General features: G+C 61.9%; 17 protein-coding genes and 2 tRNA genes. 15 read left to right on the top strand and 4 right to left on the bottom strand.

Features of this window, described 5'->3' with window-relative positions:
• Positions 1–15: 15 nt before the first annotated feature.
• Positions 16–246, bottom strand: a complete 231-nt coding sequence (locus AC1DMA_RS23430; protein WP_478126890.1) for a CsbD family protein — start codon at positions 244–246, stop codon at positions 16–18.
• Between the two features lie 187 nt (positions 247–433).
• On the opposite strand from AC1DMA_RS23430, the gene pncB reads away from it, so the two are divergent.
• From pncB to AC1DMA_RS23405, 5 genes are read left to right on the top strand one after another with little or no spacing between them, the layout of a single operon-like run.
• Positions 434–1,654 carry a nicotinate phosphoribosyltransferase gene (pncB, locus tag AC1DMA_RS23425; RefSeq protein WP_478126889.1) on the top strand — a complete coding sequence of 407 codons (1,221 nt, stop codon included), beginning with the start codon at positions 434–436 and terminating at the stop codon, positions 1,652–1,654.
• Entirely contained in the window at positions 1,651–3,087 is a 1,437-nt protein-coding gene (locus AC1DMA_RS23420) for a sodium:proton antiporter (protein WP_478145642.1), read from the top strand. The genes pncB and AC1DMA_RS23420 overlap by 4 nt, the downstream gene beginning before the upstream one ends.
• Positions 3,084–4,070, top strand: a complete 987-nt coding sequence (locus tag AC1DMA_RS23415) for a 2-hydroxyacid dehydrogenase (RefSeq protein ID WP_478145641.1) — start codon at positions 3,084–3,086, stop codon at positions 4,068–4,070. The genes AC1DMA_RS23420 and AC1DMA_RS23415 overlap by 4 nt, the downstream gene beginning before the upstream one ends.
• A 19-nt stretch (positions 4,071–4,089) precedes the next feature.
• A complete protein-coding gene (locus AC1DMA_RS23410; RefSeq protein ID WP_478145748.1) occupies positions 4,090–5,442 on the top strand; it encodes a DNA recombination protein RmuC in 1,353 nt (450 codons plus the stop codon).
• Positions 5,439–6,620, top strand: a complete 1,182-nt coding sequence (locus AC1DMA_RS23405; protein WP_478145640.1) for an MFS transporter — start codon at positions 5,439–5,441, stop codon at positions 6,618–6,620. Before AC1DMA_RS23410 ends, AC1DMA_RS23405 begins: the two co-directional genes overlap by 4 nt.
• Before the next feature lie 14 nt (positions 6,621–6,634).
• Here the strand turns inward: AC1DMA_RS23405 and AC1DMA_RS23400 are convergent, their stop codons facing one another.
• The 3 genes from AC1DMA_RS23400 to earP all read right to left on the bottom strand — a co-directional run bounded on the left by AC1DMA_RS23400 (position 6,635) and on the right by earP (position 9,350).
• On the bottom strand, positions 6,635–7,501 hold the full coding sequence (locus AC1DMA_RS23400; protein WP_478126886.1) for an LOG family protein: 867 nt from the start codon (positions 7,499–7,501) through the stop codon (positions 6,635–6,637).
• A gap of 120 nt (positions 7,502–7,621) precedes the next feature.
• Complete coding sequence (efp, locus tag AC1DMA_RS23395) at positions 7,622–8,176, bottom strand: elongation factor P (protein WP_028253416.1); 555 nt, start codon at positions 8,174–8,176, stop codon at positions 7,622–7,624.
• A gap of 106 nt (positions 8,177–8,282) precedes the next feature.
• Complete coding sequence (gene earP / locus AC1DMA_RS23390) at positions 8,283–9,350, bottom strand: elongation factor P maturation arginine rhamnosyltransferase EarP (protein WP_478145639.1); 1,068 nt, start codon at positions 9,348–9,350, stop codon at positions 8,283–8,285.
• A gap of 47 nt (positions 9,351–9,397) precedes the next feature.
• Between earP and AC1DMA_RS23385 the strand changes: the two genes are divergently transcribed.
• The 10 genes from AC1DMA_RS23385 (at position 9,398) to AC1DMA_RS23340 (ending at position 17,615) form a co-directional block, all read left to right on the top strand.
• Complete coding sequence (locus tag AC1DMA_RS23385) at positions 9,398–9,880, top strand: OsmC family protein (protein ID WP_478126884.1); 483 nt, start codon at positions 9,398–9,400, stop codon at positions 9,878–9,880.
• 4 nt (positions 9,881–9,884) lie between these two features.
• Positions 9,885–11,846, top strand: coding sequence for an excinuclease ABC subunit UvrC (gene uvrC / locus AC1DMA_RS23380; RefSeq protein WP_478145638.1), 1,962 nt, complete (start codon positions 9,885–9,887; stop codon positions 11,844–11,846).
• 37 nt (positions 11,847–11,883) lie between these two features.
• Positions 11,884–12,450 (top strand): CDP-diacylglycerol--glycerol-3-phosphate 3-phosphatidyltransferase, encoded by a 567-nt coding sequence (gene pgsA / locus AC1DMA_RS23375; RefSeq protein WP_478126882.1) that lies wholly within the window; start codon positions 11,884–11,886, stop codon positions 12,448–12,450.
• Positions 12,447–13,328, top strand: a complete 882-nt coding sequence (locus tag AC1DMA_RS23370; protein ID WP_478126881.1) for a DMT family transporter — start codon at positions 12,447–12,449, stop codon at positions 13,326–13,328. The genes pgsA and AC1DMA_RS23370 overlap by 4 nt, the downstream gene beginning before the upstream one ends.
• Positions 13,329–13,392: 64 nt before the next feature.
• Complete coding sequence (locus AC1DMA_RS23365) at positions 13,393–14,478, top strand: tartrate dehydrogenase (protein ID WP_478145637.1); 1,086 nt, start codon at positions 13,393–13,395, stop codon at positions 14,476–14,478.
• Between the two features lie 223 nt (positions 14,479–14,701).
• Positions 14,702–14,974 (top strand): HU family DNA-binding protein, encoded by a 273-nt coding sequence (locus tag AC1DMA_RS23360; RefSeq protein WP_007830705.1) that lies wholly within the window; start codon positions 14,702–14,704, stop codon positions 14,972–14,974.
• 13 nt (positions 14,975–14,987) lie between these two features.
• Positions 14,988–15,063 (top strand) — tRNA-Val (locus AC1DMA_RS23355).
• A 74-nt stretch (positions 15,064–15,137) separates the two neighbouring features.
• Positions 15,138–17,051 (top strand): SurA N-terminal domain-containing protein, encoded by a 1,914-nt coding sequence (locus AC1DMA_RS23350; RefSeq protein ID WP_478126879.1) that lies wholly within the window; start codon positions 15,138–15,140, stop codon positions 17,049–17,051.
• Positions 17,052–17,081: 30 nt separating this feature from the next.
• Positions 17,082–17,157: transfer RNA gene (locus AC1DMA_RS23345), tRNA-His, on the top strand.
• A gap of 119 nt (positions 17,158–17,276) precedes the next feature.
• Positions 17,277–17,615, top strand: a complete 339-nt coding sequence (locus AC1DMA_RS23340) for an H-NS histone family protein (protein ID WP_478126878.1) — start codon at positions 17,277–17,279, stop codon at positions 17,613–17,615.
• Positions 17,616–17,675: the final 60 nt, after the last annotated feature.

Raw genomic sequence — 17,675 nt, 5'->3', positions numbered from 1 at the left:
AGCGAAGCGGCTGCCTCAGACGCGTTCCATCCAGATGGCGGGTGTGCGGCCGTCGCGGTTTTCCCAGGCCGCCACCTGTTGTTCGGCCTCGTCGCGGCTGACGCCATGGCGTTCCTGGATGCGCCCGAGCAACTGGTCCCGCTTGCCGGCGATGACATCGAAGTCGTCGTCGGTGAGCTTGCCCCACTGCTCCTTGATCTTGCCCTTCAGCTGCTTCCAGTTGCCTTCGACGGTGTCTTTGTTCATCACTAGCTCCTTCAATTTGGGTTTCTCCACCGGCGTCAGAGAGCTGATTGCCGGCGTGAAAACACTGTCTCGTGATGGACTCAGCAAGTCGGTAGGACGCTCGGGGAAGGGTCCGTAGGCACTTGCCGACGCGCCCCGTGATAATCGAACGCACGCCGAATGACTACGGAGACCAGCGCGCCGCATCATGATCATCCACAGCCTGCTCGATACCGACCTCTACAAGTTCACGATGATGCAGGTGGTGCTGCACCAGTTCCCTGGAGCGCGCGTCGAATACCGCTTCAAATGCCGCAATCCCGGCATCGATCTCGCCCGCTTTGCCGGGCAGATCCGCGAAGAAGTGCGCCACCTCTGCTCGCTGCAATTCAAGGATGCCGAATTGAGCTACCTGCGCTCGATGCGATTCATCAAAAGCGACTTCGTCGACTTTTTGGGGCTGTTCCGTCTGAACGAGAAGTACATCGATATCGTCCCGCAGGCTTCCGGCGAGCTCGAGATCCGTATCAAGGGGCCGTGGCTGCACACCATTCTTTTCGAGATCCCGGTGCTCGCGATCGTCAACGAGGTGTACTTTCGCAATACCCAGCCGCAGCCGGACTTCGCGGAAGGCCGCCGGCGCCTGGAGACCAAGATCTCGCAGCTACAGCATGCCGGCCTTTCGGACCTGAAGATCGCCGACTACGGCACGCGCCGCCGCTTTTCCAAGGATTGGCATGAAGAGGTGCTGCGTACGCTGGCCGGCCAACTGGGTGCCGTGGCCGCGCCGCCGCAACAAACCCAGGGGCATTTGAAGCTGCCGCAATTCGCGGGCACCAGCAATGTGCTGTATGCGATGAAGCTGGGCCTGATCCCCCTGGGCACCATGGCGCACGAATACCTGCAGGCCTGTCAGGCGCTGGGGCCGCGGCTCCGCGACAGCCAGATCTTCGGCTTCGAGATGTGGGCCAAGGAATATCGCGGCGACCTGGGAATCGCGCTTTCCGATGTCTACGGCATGAGCGCGTTCCTGCGCGACTTCGACCTGTATTTCTGCAAGCTCTTCGATGGCGCACGCCACGACAGCGGCGATCCGTTCCAGTGGGGCGAACGCATGCTTGCACACTACGCAACCAACCGCGTTGATCCGCTCACCAAGACGCTGATCTTCAGCGACAGCCTGACAGTGCCTCGCACGGTCGAGCTGTACCAGCAGTTTCGCGGCCGTTGCCAGCTTGCTTTCGGCATCGGCACCAACCTGACCAACGATCTGGGCTACGAGCCGCTGCAGATCGTGATCAAGATGGTGGCCTGCAACGACCAGCCTGTGGCGAAGCTCTCGGATACGCCATCCAAGAACATGTGCGAAGACGAGCGATACCTGGCCTATCTGCGGCAGGTCTTCGAGATCGCCCAGCCCTCCGCATGACGGTCGTGGCTCCAGCAAGGAAGATCGCGCGATCGCTGGCAGTGGCACTCGTCGGGCTCATGCTGCCGGCAATCGCGTTGGCGGCCGAGTTCGATGGCGCCCGCCTGTCTCCGCTATGGGGAGTGCCTTTCGCCGGGATCTTGCTTTCGATTGCGCTGCTGCCACTGATTGCGCCATTGTTCTGGCACCACCACTATGGCAAGGTCGTGGCCGCTTGGGCGCTGGCCTTTCTGCTGCCTTTCGCGGCAACCTTCGGCTTGCCTCTGGCGCTTGTTCAACTGGTGCATGCGCTGGTCGCCGAATACATCCCCTTCATCGTCCTGCTGGCCGCGTTGTTCGCCGTTTCGGGCGGAATCCATATCCGCGGAAATCTTCGGGGATCGCCAAAGCTCAACACGGGAATTCTGGCCTTGGGAGCCGTGCTCGCCAGCCTGATGGGGACGACCGGCGCATCGATGCTGCTGATCCGGCCCTTGATCCGCGCCAACGACGAGCGCAAGCACAAGGTGCATGTGATCGTGTTCTTCATCTTCATCGTGTCGAACATCGGCGGCTCGTTGACCCCGCTGGGCGATCCGCCGCTTTTCCTGGGCTTCCTGAAGGGCGTCGATTTCTTCTGGACCGCAAGGAACATCCTGCCTGAAACCTTGTTCATGCTCGCCATCCTGCTGGTCCTTTTCTATGTGCTCGACACCTGGTACTACAGGCACGGGGGCAAGTACCCGGTGGACCCGACGCCCGACACGAAAACCATCGGCATAGACGGAGCCGTCAACTTCCTGCTGCTGGCCGCCACGATTTTTTTCGTCCTGCTCAGCGGTTTGTGGAAATCTCCCATCAGCTTCGATTTTCTTGGCACTGAGGTGGGGTTGCCGAGCGTCGTGCGCGATGTGGCGCTCATCGCAATCATCCTGCTGTCGCTCAAGATCACGGCGCCCAAGGTGCACTTCGACAATCAGTTCAGCTGGGGACCGATGCTCGAAGTGGCAAAGCTTTTCGCAGGCATCTTCCTGACGATCGTGCCGGTGATCGCTATGCTGAAGGCGGGGGTGGACGGTCCTTTCGGTGCGGTCGTCTCGGCGGTCACGCGCCCCGGCGGTGAGCCCCATCCAGCCATGTATTTCTGGGCCACCGGCATTCTCAGTTCGTTCCTCGACAATGCGCCGACATACCTGGTGTTCTTCAATACCGCCGGCGGTGATCCGCAGGCACTGATGACCACCTATGCGACGACGCTGGCCGCGCTGTCGGCGGGCGCCGTGTTCATGGGAGCCAATACCTACATCGGCAACGCGCCCAATCTCATGGTCAAGGCCATTGCCGAGAGCCGCGGCGTGCGCATGCCGAGCTTCTTTGGCTACATGCTGTGGTCAGGCGCCATCCTGATGCCGCTCTTTGTTCTTGTCAGCTTCATCTTCTTTCATCGATCATGAATAAACCCAAGATCCTGGTCGCCCGCGCGATCTTTCCGGAGACCATCGCGAGGCTTGAGGAGCACTTCGAAGTCCAATCCAACCCTAACGACGAAAGCTGGACCAAGGCCCAGCTGATCGAGAAGTTGCAGGGGAAGGTCGGCGTCTTCACCACGGGCAGCGAACGCATCGACGCCGAGGTCCTTGGCGCTTGCCCCGAGCTCAAAATCTGCGCCAACATGGCCGTGGGCTACAACAACTTCGACATCGATGCGATGACCTCCCGCGGGGTGCTCGGCACCAACGCGCCCGACGTGTTGACGGAAACCACAGCCGATTTCGGGTTCGCGCTGCTGATGGCCACCGCCCGCCGCATTGCCGAAAGCGAGCACTTTCTGCGCGCAGGCAAGTGGGAAAAATGGAGCTTCGACATGTTCGCCGGCTCGGACATTCACGGCTCCACGCTCGGCATCATCGGCATGGGCCGAATCGGGCAGGGGATCGCGCGCCGCGGCGCGTTGGGCTTCGGCATGAAGGTGATCTATCACAACCGATCGCGGCTCGATGCCAAGCTGGAAGCCGATTGCAAGGCCAGCTACGCCAGCAAGGAAGATCTGCTCAGGACTGCCGATCACGTGGTGCTCGTGGTGCCATATACGCCGGCCTCGCACCACACCATCGGCGCCGCCGAGTTGGCGCTGATGAAGCCGACGGCCACGCTGGTCAACATTGCGCGCGGCGGGATCGTCGATGACGCAGCACTTGCTGCGGCCCTGCGCGACAAGCGGATCGCCGCCGCCGGCCTCGATGTTTTCGAGGGCGAACCGAAAGTCCATCCCGACCTGCTGAAGGTGCCGAACGTCGTCCTGACGCCGCACATCGCGAGCGCCACCGTTCCGACGCGGCTCGCCATGGCCGACCTGGCTGCGGACAACCTCATTGGCTATCTCGTCAACAACAAGCCCGTCACGCCGCTCAATCCGGACGTGCTTGGCAAACCCTGAAAAGACAACGCGACCCGTGATCGAAACCTGGATCCTCCTGGCCCTGGCGGCCCTGAATTTTTTGCTGGTCATCTGGCTGCTGGTGCGAAGACCCCCTCCACCCACTCCTCCAGACCATTCCTCCTTGATCGCGACACTGGCGGCCGGCAACGAGCGCGTCGAGCGCGAACTGCGCCACGAAATCGGCGAATCCTCTCGCGGCGCTCGCCAGGAGACGGCGCAGGCGTTTTCCACCTTCCAACAGGCGCTCGTCCAGCAAGGCGCGGAAAACACGCGCACGCAAAACGCGCAGATCGATGCTTTCGCACAGCAGCTCACGTTGCTGCAGAAGACGCTCGGGGACACGCTCAACACGCAATTGCAGGGACTGAGCGAATCGAACGCGCGGCGGCTTGCCGAGGTACGTGCCACGATGGAGACGCAACTCGCGCAGCTCCAGCAGACCAACACGGCCAAGCTCGACGAGATGCGCAAGACGGTCGACGAGAAGCTCCAGAGCACGCTGGAGGCGCGCCTCGGCGAGAGCTTCAAGCAGGTCGCCGATCGCCTTGAGCAAGTCCATAAGGGCCTCGGTGAGATGCAGACGCTGGCGGTGGGGGTCGGAAGCCTGCAGCGTGTCCTGACGAACGTGAAGACGCGCGGGGTGTTCGGCGAAGTCCAGCTCGAAGCCTTGCTCGAACAGGTGTTGACCACCGAGCAATACGCCAAGCAGATCGAGACCAAGCCGCGCAGCGGCCAGCGCGTGGACTTCGCGATTCGCTTTCCAGGGCGGGGCGATGATGGCTCCCCGGTGTGGCTGCCGATCGACGCCAAGTTTCCGCGCGACGACTACGAGCGATTGCTCGATGCGCATGAACGGGCCGACCCGGGCGCGGCCGAAGTCGCTGCCAAGGCGCTTGAGGCGCGCATTCGCACTGAAGCAAAGTCCATCGCCGAAAACTACCTGGCGGCGCCGCACACCACGGATTTCGCGATTCTTTTTCTTCCCGTCGAAAGCCTCTATGCCGAAGTGCTGCGCCGCCCCGGCCTGATGGACGCGATCCAACGCCAGCATCGGGTGACGCTGGCCGGCCCGACCACGCTGCTGGCGATGCTCAACAGTCTGCACATGGGCTTTCGCACGCTGGCATTGGAGCATCAGGCTTCGGAGGTCTGGAAAGTCCTCGGCGCCGTCAAGACCGAATTCGAGCGCTACGGCGAATGGGTGGCGCGCATCAAGGAGCAGGTCGCAAAGGCGTCCGACACGATCGACAAGGCGGACACCCGCGCCAAGCAGATGCGTCTCGCGCTGCGCAAGGTCGAGGCACTCCCTGAGTCCCAGACCCAAGGCATGCTGCCGATGGCCGACGTCGAGGACGACGGCGCCGCGTGAACGCGAGCTTGCTACGGCTCATCGCAGCCCAGGTGTGCCTGCACGCGGCGATGACGGGCACCCGGCTGGCGTCGCCGCTCCTGGCGCTGAGCGAAGGCTATAGTGCCGCGGCCGTCGGGGTGCTGCTGTCGCTGTTTGCACTGACTCAGGTTTTTCTGGCGTTGCCGGCGGGGCGCTTCGCCGATCGCCATGGCTTGCGGCGACCGCTGTCGATCGCCGTCATCGCGGCCACCTCGGGCGCCGGCCTGGCGGCGGCCTTTCCCGTGTTCCCCGTGCTTTGCATTGCTGCTTTGCTCACGGGTGGTGCGACGGGCATCGCGGTCATCGCACTGCAGCGCCACGTCGGCCGTGCAGCGACCAATTCGACACAGCTCAAGCAGGTGTTCAGCTGGCTGGCGATCGCGCCGGCGGCTGCCAATTTCGTCGGCCCGTTCGTGACCGGCCTATTGATCGACCATGCGGGGCCGGTGCCGGGCGATCTGGTTGGCTATCGGGTGGCTTTCGTGCTGTTGGCGCTGCTGCCCATTGCGTGCTGGATGCTGGCGCGCGGCACAGCCGAACTGCCGACCATCCGCCTGCCCGATGGTGCGCCCAAGCCGCGCGCGTGGGATCTCCTGAGCCAGCCGATGTTTCGGCGCCTGTTGTTCGTCAATTGGCTGCAATCCGCCTCGTGGGACGTGCATACGTTCGTCTTGCCGATCCTCGGGCACGAACGCGGGCTGAGCGCGTCGATGATCGGCTCCATTCTTGGAGCCTTTGCCGTTGCGGCGGCCGCTATCCGGGTCGTGCTGCCGATCGTGGCCTCTCGCCTGAGCGAGCGGACCGTGATCACCGGATCGAACGTCATCACTGCGCTGGTGTTTGCGGCCTACCCGTTGATGACCTCGGCCGTTGGCATGGGCATATGTTCGGTGCTGCTGGGCATTGCTCTCGGTGCCGTGCAGCCGATGGTCATGAGCATGCTGCACCAGATCACGCCCCATGCACGCCACGGCGAGGCGCTAGGGCTGCGCGTGATGACGCTCAATGCATCCAGCGTCGCGATGCCGATGCTCTTCGGCGCCGCGGGGGCGGTGATCGGCGTGGCGGGTGTGTTCTGGATCGTTGGCGGCGTGGTCGCGCTCGGCACGCGCGCTGTCTGGGGCTTGCGAGTCCCCAGCGCGGCCGACGTTGCGTGAGCCTCAGGTGATCGTCAGAGCTTGTAGAAGCGCTTGATGTAGTCCCAAGCGTTCTGTGGCGCATCGACGTATTCGATCAGCTTGACGTCATCCGGCGAGATCACCCCTTCCTCGGCAAGAAACTCGAAATTGACGAGCTGCTTCCAATAGTCGGAGCCGAAAAGGACGATCGGCACCGGCTTGGCCTTGCGGGTCTGCACGAGTGTGATGACCTCGAACAGCTCGTCCAGCGTGCCGAAGCCGCCCGGAAAGGCGACCAGCGCCTTCGCACGCATCATGAAATGCATCTTCCGGATCGCGAAGTAGTGGAATTTGAAGCTGAGCGCCGGCGTGACGTAAGGATTGGCTTCCTCTTCCATTGGCAGCGCAATGGCGAGGCCTACGGAAAGTCCTCCGCCTTCGTACGCGCCCCGGTTCGCAGCCTGCATGATGCCGGGGCCGCCGCCGGTGCAGACGAAGAGCTTGTCTTCCGGATCCCGCTCATTGCTGTATTGCGCGACCAGTTTGCCGAAGGCGCGCGCCTTTTCGTAGTAGTGCGAGCTGCGCGCGAGCTTGCGCCAGCGTGTCGCGGCAACGGTGTCACCGGCGGCTTCGGCCTGCGCGATCAGCGCTCCGGATTCTTCTTCGCTGCGAAAGCGGGCGCTGCCGAAGACCACCACCGTGTTTTCAATTCCGTGGGCACGCATTTCGATGTCGGGCTTCATCAGCTCCAACTGCATGCGAAGCCCGCGTGTTTCGCGGCGCAGCAGGAATTCGGGATCGGCGAACGCCAGTCGCGATGGATCGGTGTTCAGCGGAAGCCCCTTGTCGGCGTGAGACTGCAGGGTGGCCCAGGCGTCGGCGAGGCGTTTGTCGTGAAGGTCGTGTGTACTGTTGGGCATGGTCTTGCGAAAAAGCGATCCTGAATTGTGCGCCCTGCAGTTTTCGGACCTGGCATTCGAGCGACGTAAAAAAGGCTCCCGCAGGAGCCAGTTTTTTGATCCACCAGGACGTTCAATTGCTTAGACGCGCTTGCGATATTCACCAGTGCGGGTGTCGATTTCGATGCGGTCGCCTTGTGCAACGAAGAGCGGCACGCCGATTTCAAAGCCGGTGGAAATCTTGGCTGGCTTCATGACCTTGCCAGAGGTGTCGCCCTTGACGGCTGGCTCGGTCCAGGTGATTTCGCGCTCGACGCTGGTGGGCAGTTCGACCGAAATGGCCTTGCCGTCGTAGAACACCACTTCAACGGGCATGCCGTCTTCGAGGTAATTGAGCGAATCGCCCATGTTCTCGGCTTCGACTTCGTACTGGTTGTACTCGGTGTCCATGCAGACATACATCGGGTCTGCAAAGTAGGAGTAGGTGCACTCTTTTTTGTCGAGCACGATCTGGTCGATCTTGTCGTCGGCCTTGAAGACCACTTCGGTATTGAAGTTGGCAATCAGGCTCTTGAGCTTCATGCGAACAGTGGCGGAATTGCGGCCGCCGCGGCTGTATTCAGTCTTGAGGACGACCATTGGGTCCTTGCCATGCATGATCACATTGCCGGCACGGATTTCTTGAGCGATTTTCATATTCAGGGTCTCTGGATGTAAGCCGCTCGTTGCACATGCACTGCGGCGGTTCAGCGGAAGGCGGGCTACGGGTGAAACCGGCCGGAAATCTGCAAAGCCCGCAATTTTAGCTTTTTTGGGCGACGAAGCGCCGCAAGCGCGTCAAAAGGTCATCCTGCGCCAGGAGGCGGGCGCGAGCCGTGAGCGCCGCGGCGTTCCAGACTGCGAGCGTCGTCGGGTCCAACTCCGGAAGGGGCCCCGGGGCGACGCCATTCCAGAGATGGTGAAACCTGCGCAGAGAGGGCGGTGCTTGCAGCCAGTCGAGTAACGCATTGAGTTTGTTGTGGTGGGCGTCGTCGTCCTGCGGATAAATCTGCCAGACGAAAGGCGCGCCGGCCCACAGCGCTCTTGTCAGTGAATCTTCTCCGCGAACGAAATTCAGGTCGCACGCCCAAAGCAGATGGTCGAAATCCTGATGCGACATGTAGGGCAGCCACGAAATGGAAAGGGCGCCCCGTTGCGCAGGCCCAACTGGCAAGGCTGCCGCCGCGCGGCCAGCCGTGACGAGAAGGCGGCTTGGTTGTCCAGCGGATTGCAACTGCGCCAGCAAGTCCGAAAGCGCCGCGGGCTCGTAGCAGAACAGAGAGACGAGTCGTTCTCCCTGCCACGGAATTCCCTGCTGCGCCAGCCATGCCGCACGATCGAAGCGCTCCCTCCGCGCCATCAACTCAGGCTCCCGCAAGAGCCCACCGGTCGCCGCCGTGAATCCAGGATAGAAAAAATGCTTCGTGAGTCCGGCCGCTGGCTCGCGGAAGACAGGGGAGGGCAGTCCATGCAGGCGCTCGACATAGGGCTCGGCCGACAGGTACTCCAGGTTGATCCAGCGGTTGCCGATGCCGGAATCGTGATGCTGCTGGGCGAAGAGCGCCACGACACCTGGCGCCGGATCGCAACCGAAGGCTTCAATCAGCACGTCGGGCCCCGGGGCAGCGAGTTGCTCCGCCGCAACCTGTTTTTTCCAGACGATGACGGTGACGCCTTCGCAGCCATCGGGGGCCATCCATTTCAGTGCGGAAGGCTCGTCAATCCAGAGCCGAGCCGTCTCCCCAGCGCTCGCCAGCGCGACTGCGAGGCGCCAGCAGACGCCGACGTCGCCGTGGTTGTCAATCACCTTGCAGAAAATGTCCCAACGCATCGCGGGATACTCTACAGCCCCTTATGACGACATCGGAGACGGCATTCATGTCACAGCATTCGGCCGACATCCTCTGGCAGCGCGGCGACCAGGACTTCCTTGGAAACCGGTACAGCCGCCGCCACGCGATTCGCTTCGACGGCGGCGCCGAATGGGTCGGATCCTCGTCGCCGCACGTGGTGCCGGTGCCGCTGTCCGACCCCGCGGCGGTCGACCCCGAAGAGGCTTTCGTGGCGTCGCTGTCCAGTTGCCACATGCTGTGGTTCCTGTCGATCGCTGCGGAGCGCGGCTTCTGCGTGGATCGGTATAGCGACCATGCGACCGGAAAGATGGGGCGCGGCGCGACCGGCAAGATCATGATCACCGTTGTCACGCTGCAACCAGACGTGCGCTTTTCCGGCGAAAAGCTCCCGTCCCATGAGCAGATCGAAGAGATGCACCATTTGGCGCACGATCAATGTTTCATCGCCAATTCGGTCAAGACCGATGTGCGATGCGAGCCGGTGCTGCCCGGCGCGCAATCCCGATAAAGACATGTCAGAAACGCATTCAGAACAGTTGCTCAGCGAAGTGGCGGCGTTGCCGCAGTTGCCTGGCGTCTATCGATATTTCGACGCGGCGGGCGCCGTGCTCTACGTGGGCAAGGCACGCAATCTAAAGAAGCGTGTGGCCAACTATTTCCAGAAGAACCACGCCGGCACGCGCATCGGCCACATGATCTCGAAGATCGCCCGGATGGAGACGACGGTGGTCCGCTCCGAGGCCGAGGCGTTGCTTCTCGAGAACAACCTCATCAAGACGCTCAAGCCGCGCTACAACATTCTTTTTCGCGACGACAAGAGCTATCCCTACCTCAAGATTGCTTCGCATGCTTTTCCGCGGCTGGCCTACTACCGGGGCTCGGTCGATCGAAAGCACCGGTATTTCGGTCCCTACCCGAGCGCATGGGCGGTGAAGGAGTCGATTCAACTGCTGCAGAAGGTCTTCAGGCTGCGCACGTGCGAGGACACGGTCTTCAGCAACCGGACGCGGCCTTGCCTGCTCTATCAGATCAAGCGCTGCAGCGGACCCTGCGTGAACTACATCGCGCCTGCAGATTACGCGCAGGACGTCGCCAATGCCGAAGCCTTCCTGATGGGCGACACGCAAGCCGTACTCACGCAGTTGGAGGCGCGGATGATGGCGCACGCCGAGAAGCTCGAATTCGAGCAAGCGGCCGAATTGCGCAACCAGATGTCGGCACTGTCACGCGTCTTGCACCAGCAGTCGGTGGAAATTGCCTCGGACAAGGACGTCGACATCCTCGCGGTGAAGGTGCAGGGCGGCAAGGCCTGCGTCAACCTGGCGATGGTGCGCGGCGGTCGGCACTTGGGCGACAGGGCGTACTTTCCGGTGCACGTCGAGGACGCCGCGCAGATGCAGCATGGCGAGCGCGATGTCGAAGACGACGACGCATCGCCTGTCTCCGTCGCTGTCGAGGTTCAGGTGCTCGAAGCGTTTATCGCGCAGCACTACATCGATGTCCCCGTGCCTGCGACGCTGGTCCTGAGCGAACTTGTCAGCCGCGATCTGATCGAGGCGGTGTCGCAGCAGGCCGGTACGCGCATCACGGCGGTGTTCCAGCCTCGCGAGCAGCGACGCCACTGGCTGGAGATGGCGTGCAAGAACGCGAGCCTGCAACTCGCACGCTTGCTCGCGGAAGAGGGCTCGCAGCAGGCGCGCACACGAGCCCTGGTCGATGCGCTCGAACTCGCGCCGGACGATCTCGACACCTTCCGGGTCGAGTGCTTCGACATTTCGCACACTGCCGGCGAAGCGACCCAGGCCTCATGCGTGGTGTTCGAGCATCATGCGATGCAGAACCGTGAGTACCGCCGCTACAACATCGAAGGCATCACGCCCGGCGACGACTACGCCGCGATGCGCCAGGTGCTGCACCGTCGCTACGGCAAGCTGGCGGAGGCCATGGCGGCCGAAACGGATGCGCCGCCCGCTGGGGACGCCGCTGGCGCAGGTTCGGACGCCCCGCCGGGCACGCGCTCTGCACGCATGCCCGATCTGGTGCTGGTCGACGGCGGCAAGGGGCAGGTCTCCATGGCGCGCGAGGTATTCAGCGAACTTGGATTGCCGCTGTCGCTGATCGTCGGCGTGGAGAAGGGCGAGGGGCGCAAGGTCGGGCTTGAAGAACTTGTCTTCGCGGACGGTCGGGAAAAGGTCTACCTCGGGCGGGATTCTGCGGCGCTGATGCTCGTGGCGCAGATCCGCGACGAGGCGCATCGCTTCGCCATCACCGGCATGCGGGCCAAGCGAGCCAAGGTGCGCGTCGGCGGCAGCCAACTCGAAGACATCCCTGGAATCGGCCCAAAGCGCCGCGCTCGATTGCTTCAACGCTTCGGAGGCATCCGCGGCGTCGCGGCGGCGAGCGTGGAAGACATCGCGTCGGTGGACGGAATCGCGTTGGACCTCGCAGAGGAAATCTATCGCGCATTGCACTAGGCCGGAACCGTCTTCATGCCATGACACAATCGACCCGATGTTCTGGACACTTCCAACGATCATGACCTGGGCGCGCATCGTCGCGATTCCGTTGATTGTGGGCGTGTTCTATCTGCCGCTGTCCGAGCCGATGCGCAATCTCATCGCGACGGTGATGTTCATCGTCTTCGCCGCGACGGACTGGCTCGACGGTTTTCTGGCGCGCAAGCTTAACCAGACGTCGGCCTTCGGCGCTTTCCTGGACCCGGTCGCCGACAAATTCCTCGTATGCGCATCGCTGCTCGTGCTGGTGCACCTGAATCGGGCCGATGTGTTCGTGGCGCTGATCATCATCGGCCGCGAGATCGCCATCTCGGCGCTGCGCGAGTGGATGGCCCAGATCGGGGCTGGCAAGAGCGTTGCGGTTCATATGCTCGGCAAGGTCAAAACGGCGGTGCAGATGATCGCAATCCCGTTCCTGCTCTTCAATGGCACTTTGTTCGGCTCGATCGACACCGGTGCCTGGGGCCAGTGGCTGATCTGGATTTCCGCAGTCCTCACGGTCTGGTCGATGGTCTATTACCTCCAAAAAGCAATCCCCGAAATTCGGGCGCGGGCCAAATGAGCGTTGCAGCCCGCTCGGCGGGCTGGTTGCGAGCGATGCCGGGTGTCTTCGTGCTCATCTGGAGCACCGGCTTCATCGTGGCGCGCTATGGCATGCCCCATGCGCCACCTTTGAAGTTCCTGGTTGTGCGCTACGCACTGTCGGTCGCCTGCTTCCTGGTCTGGGTAAGGCTCGCGCGCGTCACTTGGCCCCGCGAGCGGATGCAGTGGGGTCATCTCGCCGTCACGGGCGTGTTGATGCAAGCGGGTTATCTGGGCGGTGTGTGGGCGGCAGTACGGGCGGGCATGGGTTCGGGCTTGGTCGCGCTGCTTGTCGGCATCCAGCCGGTATTGACCGCGATCTGGCTTTCATTGCGCGGCGGCACTGTCACGCGTCCTCAATGGGCAGGGCTTCTGCTCGGCTTCATCGGATTGCTTCTCGTCGTATCGCGCAAGCTTGGCGAAGGTGGCGAGGTGAGCGTGCTCACGATGAGCCTCGCGATCATGGCGCTGCTGTCGATCACGTCGGGCACGCTGTACCAGAAGCGCTTCGTGGCGCCGTGCGATGTGCGCAGCGCCAACGCCATCCAACTGGCGGCGGCGCTGATCGTCACCTTGCCCTTTGCTGCGCTGGAGCAGGAAAGCATCCACTGGAACGTGGCTTCGGGCGGCGCCATGGCATGGTCGGTGCTGGCGCTATCGCTGGGTGGTAGCTCACTGCTTTACATGCTGATCCAGCGCGGCACAGCCACTGCCGTCACAAGCCTTCTCTATCTGGTGCCGCCGTGCACGGCCGTGATGGCGTGGCTGTTGTTTTCCGAACCGATCACGGCCATGACGCTCGCGGGCATTGCCATCACGGCCGTCGGTGTGAGCCTCGCGGTTCGCGGCGGCCGCTGAATCCCTGGTGCAAGCGACGCACAATGGCGTTTCATTCTTCAAAGCGGCACCCGAGCATCGAGACATGAGTACCCAACATATCGCAGTCATTGCTGGCGACGGCATCGGCAAGGAAACCATGCCCGAAGGCTTGCGCGTGATCGACGCAGCGGCCCGCAAGTTCGGCATCGACCTGAAGTTCGACCACTTCGACTTCTCGAGCTGGGACTACTGCGAGAAGCACGGAAAAATGTTGCCCGACGACTGGAAAGACCAGATCGGCGGGCACGACGCCATCTTCTTCGGCGCCGTCGGTTGGCCAGAGAAGATCCCTGATCACATCTCGCTGTGGGGCTCGCTGCTGCTGTTCCGGCGCGAGTTCGACCAGTACATCAACCTGCGCCCTGCTCGCCTGATGCCGGGCATCATTGCGCCGGTGGTGAGGCGCGACGGCACGCCGCGACAGCCTGGCGAGATCGACATGTACATCGTGCGCGAGAACACCGAAGGCGAGTATTCGAGCATCGGAGGGCGCATGTACGAGGGCACTGCGCGGGAGATCGTTGTGCAGGAAACGGTGATGTCGCGCGTGGGTGTGGATCGCGTGCTCGAGTTCGCCTTCGAGCTTGCTCAATCACGGCCCAAAAAGCATCTCACCAGCGCAACCAAGTCCAACGGCATCTCCATCACGATGCCATATTGGGACGAGCGCGTCGCCGCGATGGCGAAGAGCTATCCGGGGATCAACCTGGACAAGTTTCACATCGACATCCTCACGGCTCATTTCGTGCAGCGGCCGGATTTCTTCGACGTGGTCGTCGCGAGCAATCTCTTCGGCGACATCCTCTCGGACCTCGGGCCGGCATGCACCGGCACCATCGGCATCGCGCCCAGTGCCAACCTGAATCCCGAGCGCACGACGCCTTCGCTCTTTGAACCCGTCCACGGCTCGGCACCCGACATCGCGGGCAAAGGCATCGCGAATCCCATCGGACAGATCTGGTGCGGCGCAATGATGCTCGAGTTCCTGGGGCACAAGGCCGCGCACGACGCGATCCTGGCGGCGATCGAAAAGGTACTCGCGCCCGACAGCGGTGCCCCGCGCACGCCGGACATCGGTGGTACGGGGAACACGGTCGATCTCGGTCGAGCGATTGCTGAAGCGCTTTGAAAACGGCTTCATGAAAACGCCACTAAAATCGCGCTCCTTGCCGTGGTCTATGGGGTGAGTGTCGTATTGACACCCCGTAGACCAGTGGTTGTAATCCCTGTCGGCAGTGCGCTGCCGGCGCGTCAGAACTGCCACCCTTATCCATTCATGTACCCCGCGGCTTGGTCGCGGGGACGGGATCGCTTCTGACCCTGATCAACATTTTTTTCTGCAAGGGGCCCTTGTGAACAAGACCGAACTGATTGAGCACATCGCAAAAAACGCCGACATTTCCAAAGCCGCTGCGACGCGCGCACTCGAGTCCACCATCGGCGCCATTCGTACCACGCTCAAAAAAGGCGGCTCCGTGTCGCTCGTCGGTTTTGGCACTTTCGCAGTCGGCAAGCGCGCCGCGCGGACCGGTCGCAATCCACGCACCGGCGACGCGATTAAAATCAAGGCCGCCAAGATTCCAAAGTTCCGTCCAGGCAAGGCGCTCAAGGACGCATTGAACTGAGATACTGTTTCGGGGGTGCTTAGCTCAGCTGGTAGAGCGGCGCCCTTACAAGGCGTAGGTCGGGGGTTCGAGCCCCTCAGCACCCACCACCCCGATGCAAAGGCGAACAGAGTGTTCGCCTTTTTTGTTGCCGTTCCGCAATTCGTCAGAGAGAGCCTCAAGCATGTTTGATTCCTTCCGCAAGTACAACAAGATCATCATGGTGCTCTTGTTCTTGCTGATCATTCCGTCGTTCGTGCTGTTTGGCGTCGACCGGTATCAGGGTGGCGGCCAAGGCGAGACGGTTGCGCACGTGGCGGGCACCGACATCACGCGCCCCGAGTGGGATCAGCAGCATCGCAATGAAGTCGACCGGATTCGCCAGCAGGCCCCCAACATCGAACCCGCAATGCTCGACTCCGATGCAGCGCGCTATGCAACGCTCGAGCGCATGGTTCGTGAGCGTGTGCTGCAGGCAGCGGCATCCAAGTCGAACATGACCGTGTCCGAAGAGCGGCTTGCCCGCCTTTTCGCCGAAGACGCAGGCCTCGCGTCGTTCCGCACGCCGGACGGCAAGTTCGATCGGGAAACCTTCATGCGCGCAACGGGACGTACGCCTGAGCAATACGAGGCGGCGGTTCGGGCGGACCTGGCAACGCAGCAAGTCTCGCTCGGCGTATCAGGCACTTCGTTCGCGACCGCTGCCCAGGCCGCGACAACACTCAATGCCTACTACGACCGTCGTGAGATCCAGGTGTCGCTTTTCAAGCCGGCCGACTTCGCTTCGAAGGTCAGCGTCAGCGACGATGATCTCCAATCGTTCTACAGGGAGCATGCCGCGCAATTCCGTGCACCCGAGCAAGCCAGCGTCGAATACCTGGTTCTCGATCTCGAGGCCGCAAAGAAGAACATTTCCGTCAGCGAAGCCGATCTTCGCAGTTACTACGATCAGAACAGCGCCCGCTTCGGCACGAAGGAAGAGCGACGAGCAAGCCACATCCTCATTGCCGCGCCCGCCAGCGCTCCTGCAGCCGAACGCGAAAAGGCGCGCGCGAAGGCGGAGCAATTGCTTGCAGAAGTTCAAAAGGCGCCGAGCACATTTGCAGAGGTCGCACGCAAGAATTCGCAGGACCCAGGATCGGCTGAAAAAGGCGGCGATCTGGATTTCGTCACTCGCGGCGCGATGGTGAAGCCATTTGAGGACGCGATGTTTGCGCTCAAGAAGGGCGAGATCAGCAACGTGGTCGAGACTGAATTCGGCTATCACATCATCCAGCTCAACGACATCAAGCCGGCTGTTGTGCCGCCATTCGAAAAGGTTCGCGCGACCATCGAGAACGAAGTGCGTAGCCAACAAGCGACGCAGGAATTTGCCAAGGCGGCAGAGATCTTCACGGACGTCGTTTATCAGCAGCCCGATAGTCTCAAGCCCGCGGCCGAAAAGCTGAAGCTTACGATTCAATCGGCCAACAATGTCGGACGGACTCCCGCCCCAGGTGTCACCGGCCCATTGGCAAGCCGCAATTTCCTGAATGCCCTGTTCGCCCCCGATTCGATCGAGCGCAAGCACAACACCGAGGCGGTTGAAATCGGTCCGAATCAACTAGCCTCCGGGCGTGTGACCCAATATTCGCCCGCTCGCGCGCTGCCGTTCGAGGAGGTCAAGGAAAAGGTTCGCACGCAGCTGATCGCCGAACGCTCCGCGGCGCTTGCAAAGGCAGAGGGCCTTGCCAAGCTTGCCGCATGGCAGGCGAATCCGGCTGGCGCAAACCTCGGTGCGCCAATCACGGTCTCTCGGCTGGAGACGCAGTCGCAACCGGCTGCAGTGATCGAAAGCGCCCTTCGCGCTGACGGTGCCAAACTGCCCACGCTTGTCGGCGCGGATCTGGGTGCGCAAGGGTTCGCAGTCGTACGCGTCAACAAGACGGTCCCACGCACTCCACCGAGCCCAGAGGTGGCAAAGCAGGAGACGGAACAGGTAGGGCAAGCGGTGGGAGCGGCCGAGACCGCTGCCTACTACGACATGCTGAAGGATCGGTTCAAGGCAGAAATTTTGGTGTCGAAGCCGTCCGACTCCGCAGTAGCCGTGGAAAAGTGATTTTTTCACGCTAGAATTCGTGGCTCTGCGGTGGCTGTAGCTCAGTTGGTAGAGTCCCAGATTGTGATTCTGGTCGTCGTGGGTTCGAGTCCCATCAGCCACCCCAAACTACTTGATCAAAAAAAGCGCCGGCCTTCAAGCCGGCGCTTTTTTTTGGTTCATGCAGTTGCGGCAATTGCGATTTCAATTAGAATTTTCGCTTTCCAATTCGGAGGATTAGCACCGATGGCCTCAACCCTTGCCGACATCAATTCCCAGATCAAGAAGCACGATGAGCAGATCGCGCAATTGCGAAAGCAAGCCGAAGAGCTTAGAAATCAAGAGCGTGCAGGCGTGATCGAGGAACTGCGCAAGAAGATCGCTGAATACGGGTTGACAGCAACCGACCTCAAACTCTCGGCGCGCGCTGGCAAGAAGAGCGTTTCAGCTGTGCCTGCCAAGTCGGCCGCCAAGTATCGCGGCCCGACCGGTGAAACTTGGTCCGGTGGCCGTGGTCGTAAGCCGCGGTGGGTCACCGAAGCTCTGGCGGCCGGTAAATCGCTGTCCGACTTCGAAATCAAGTAAGGACTCCCTGGTAATTGAAAAGGCCCGCATCGGCGGGCCTTTTTCGTTGGATCGACTGGC

It is taken from the genome of Variovorax sp. 05N34 (genome assembly GCF_056397405.1).
This window is presented reverse-complemented; position numbering and strand designations above follow the sequence as displayed.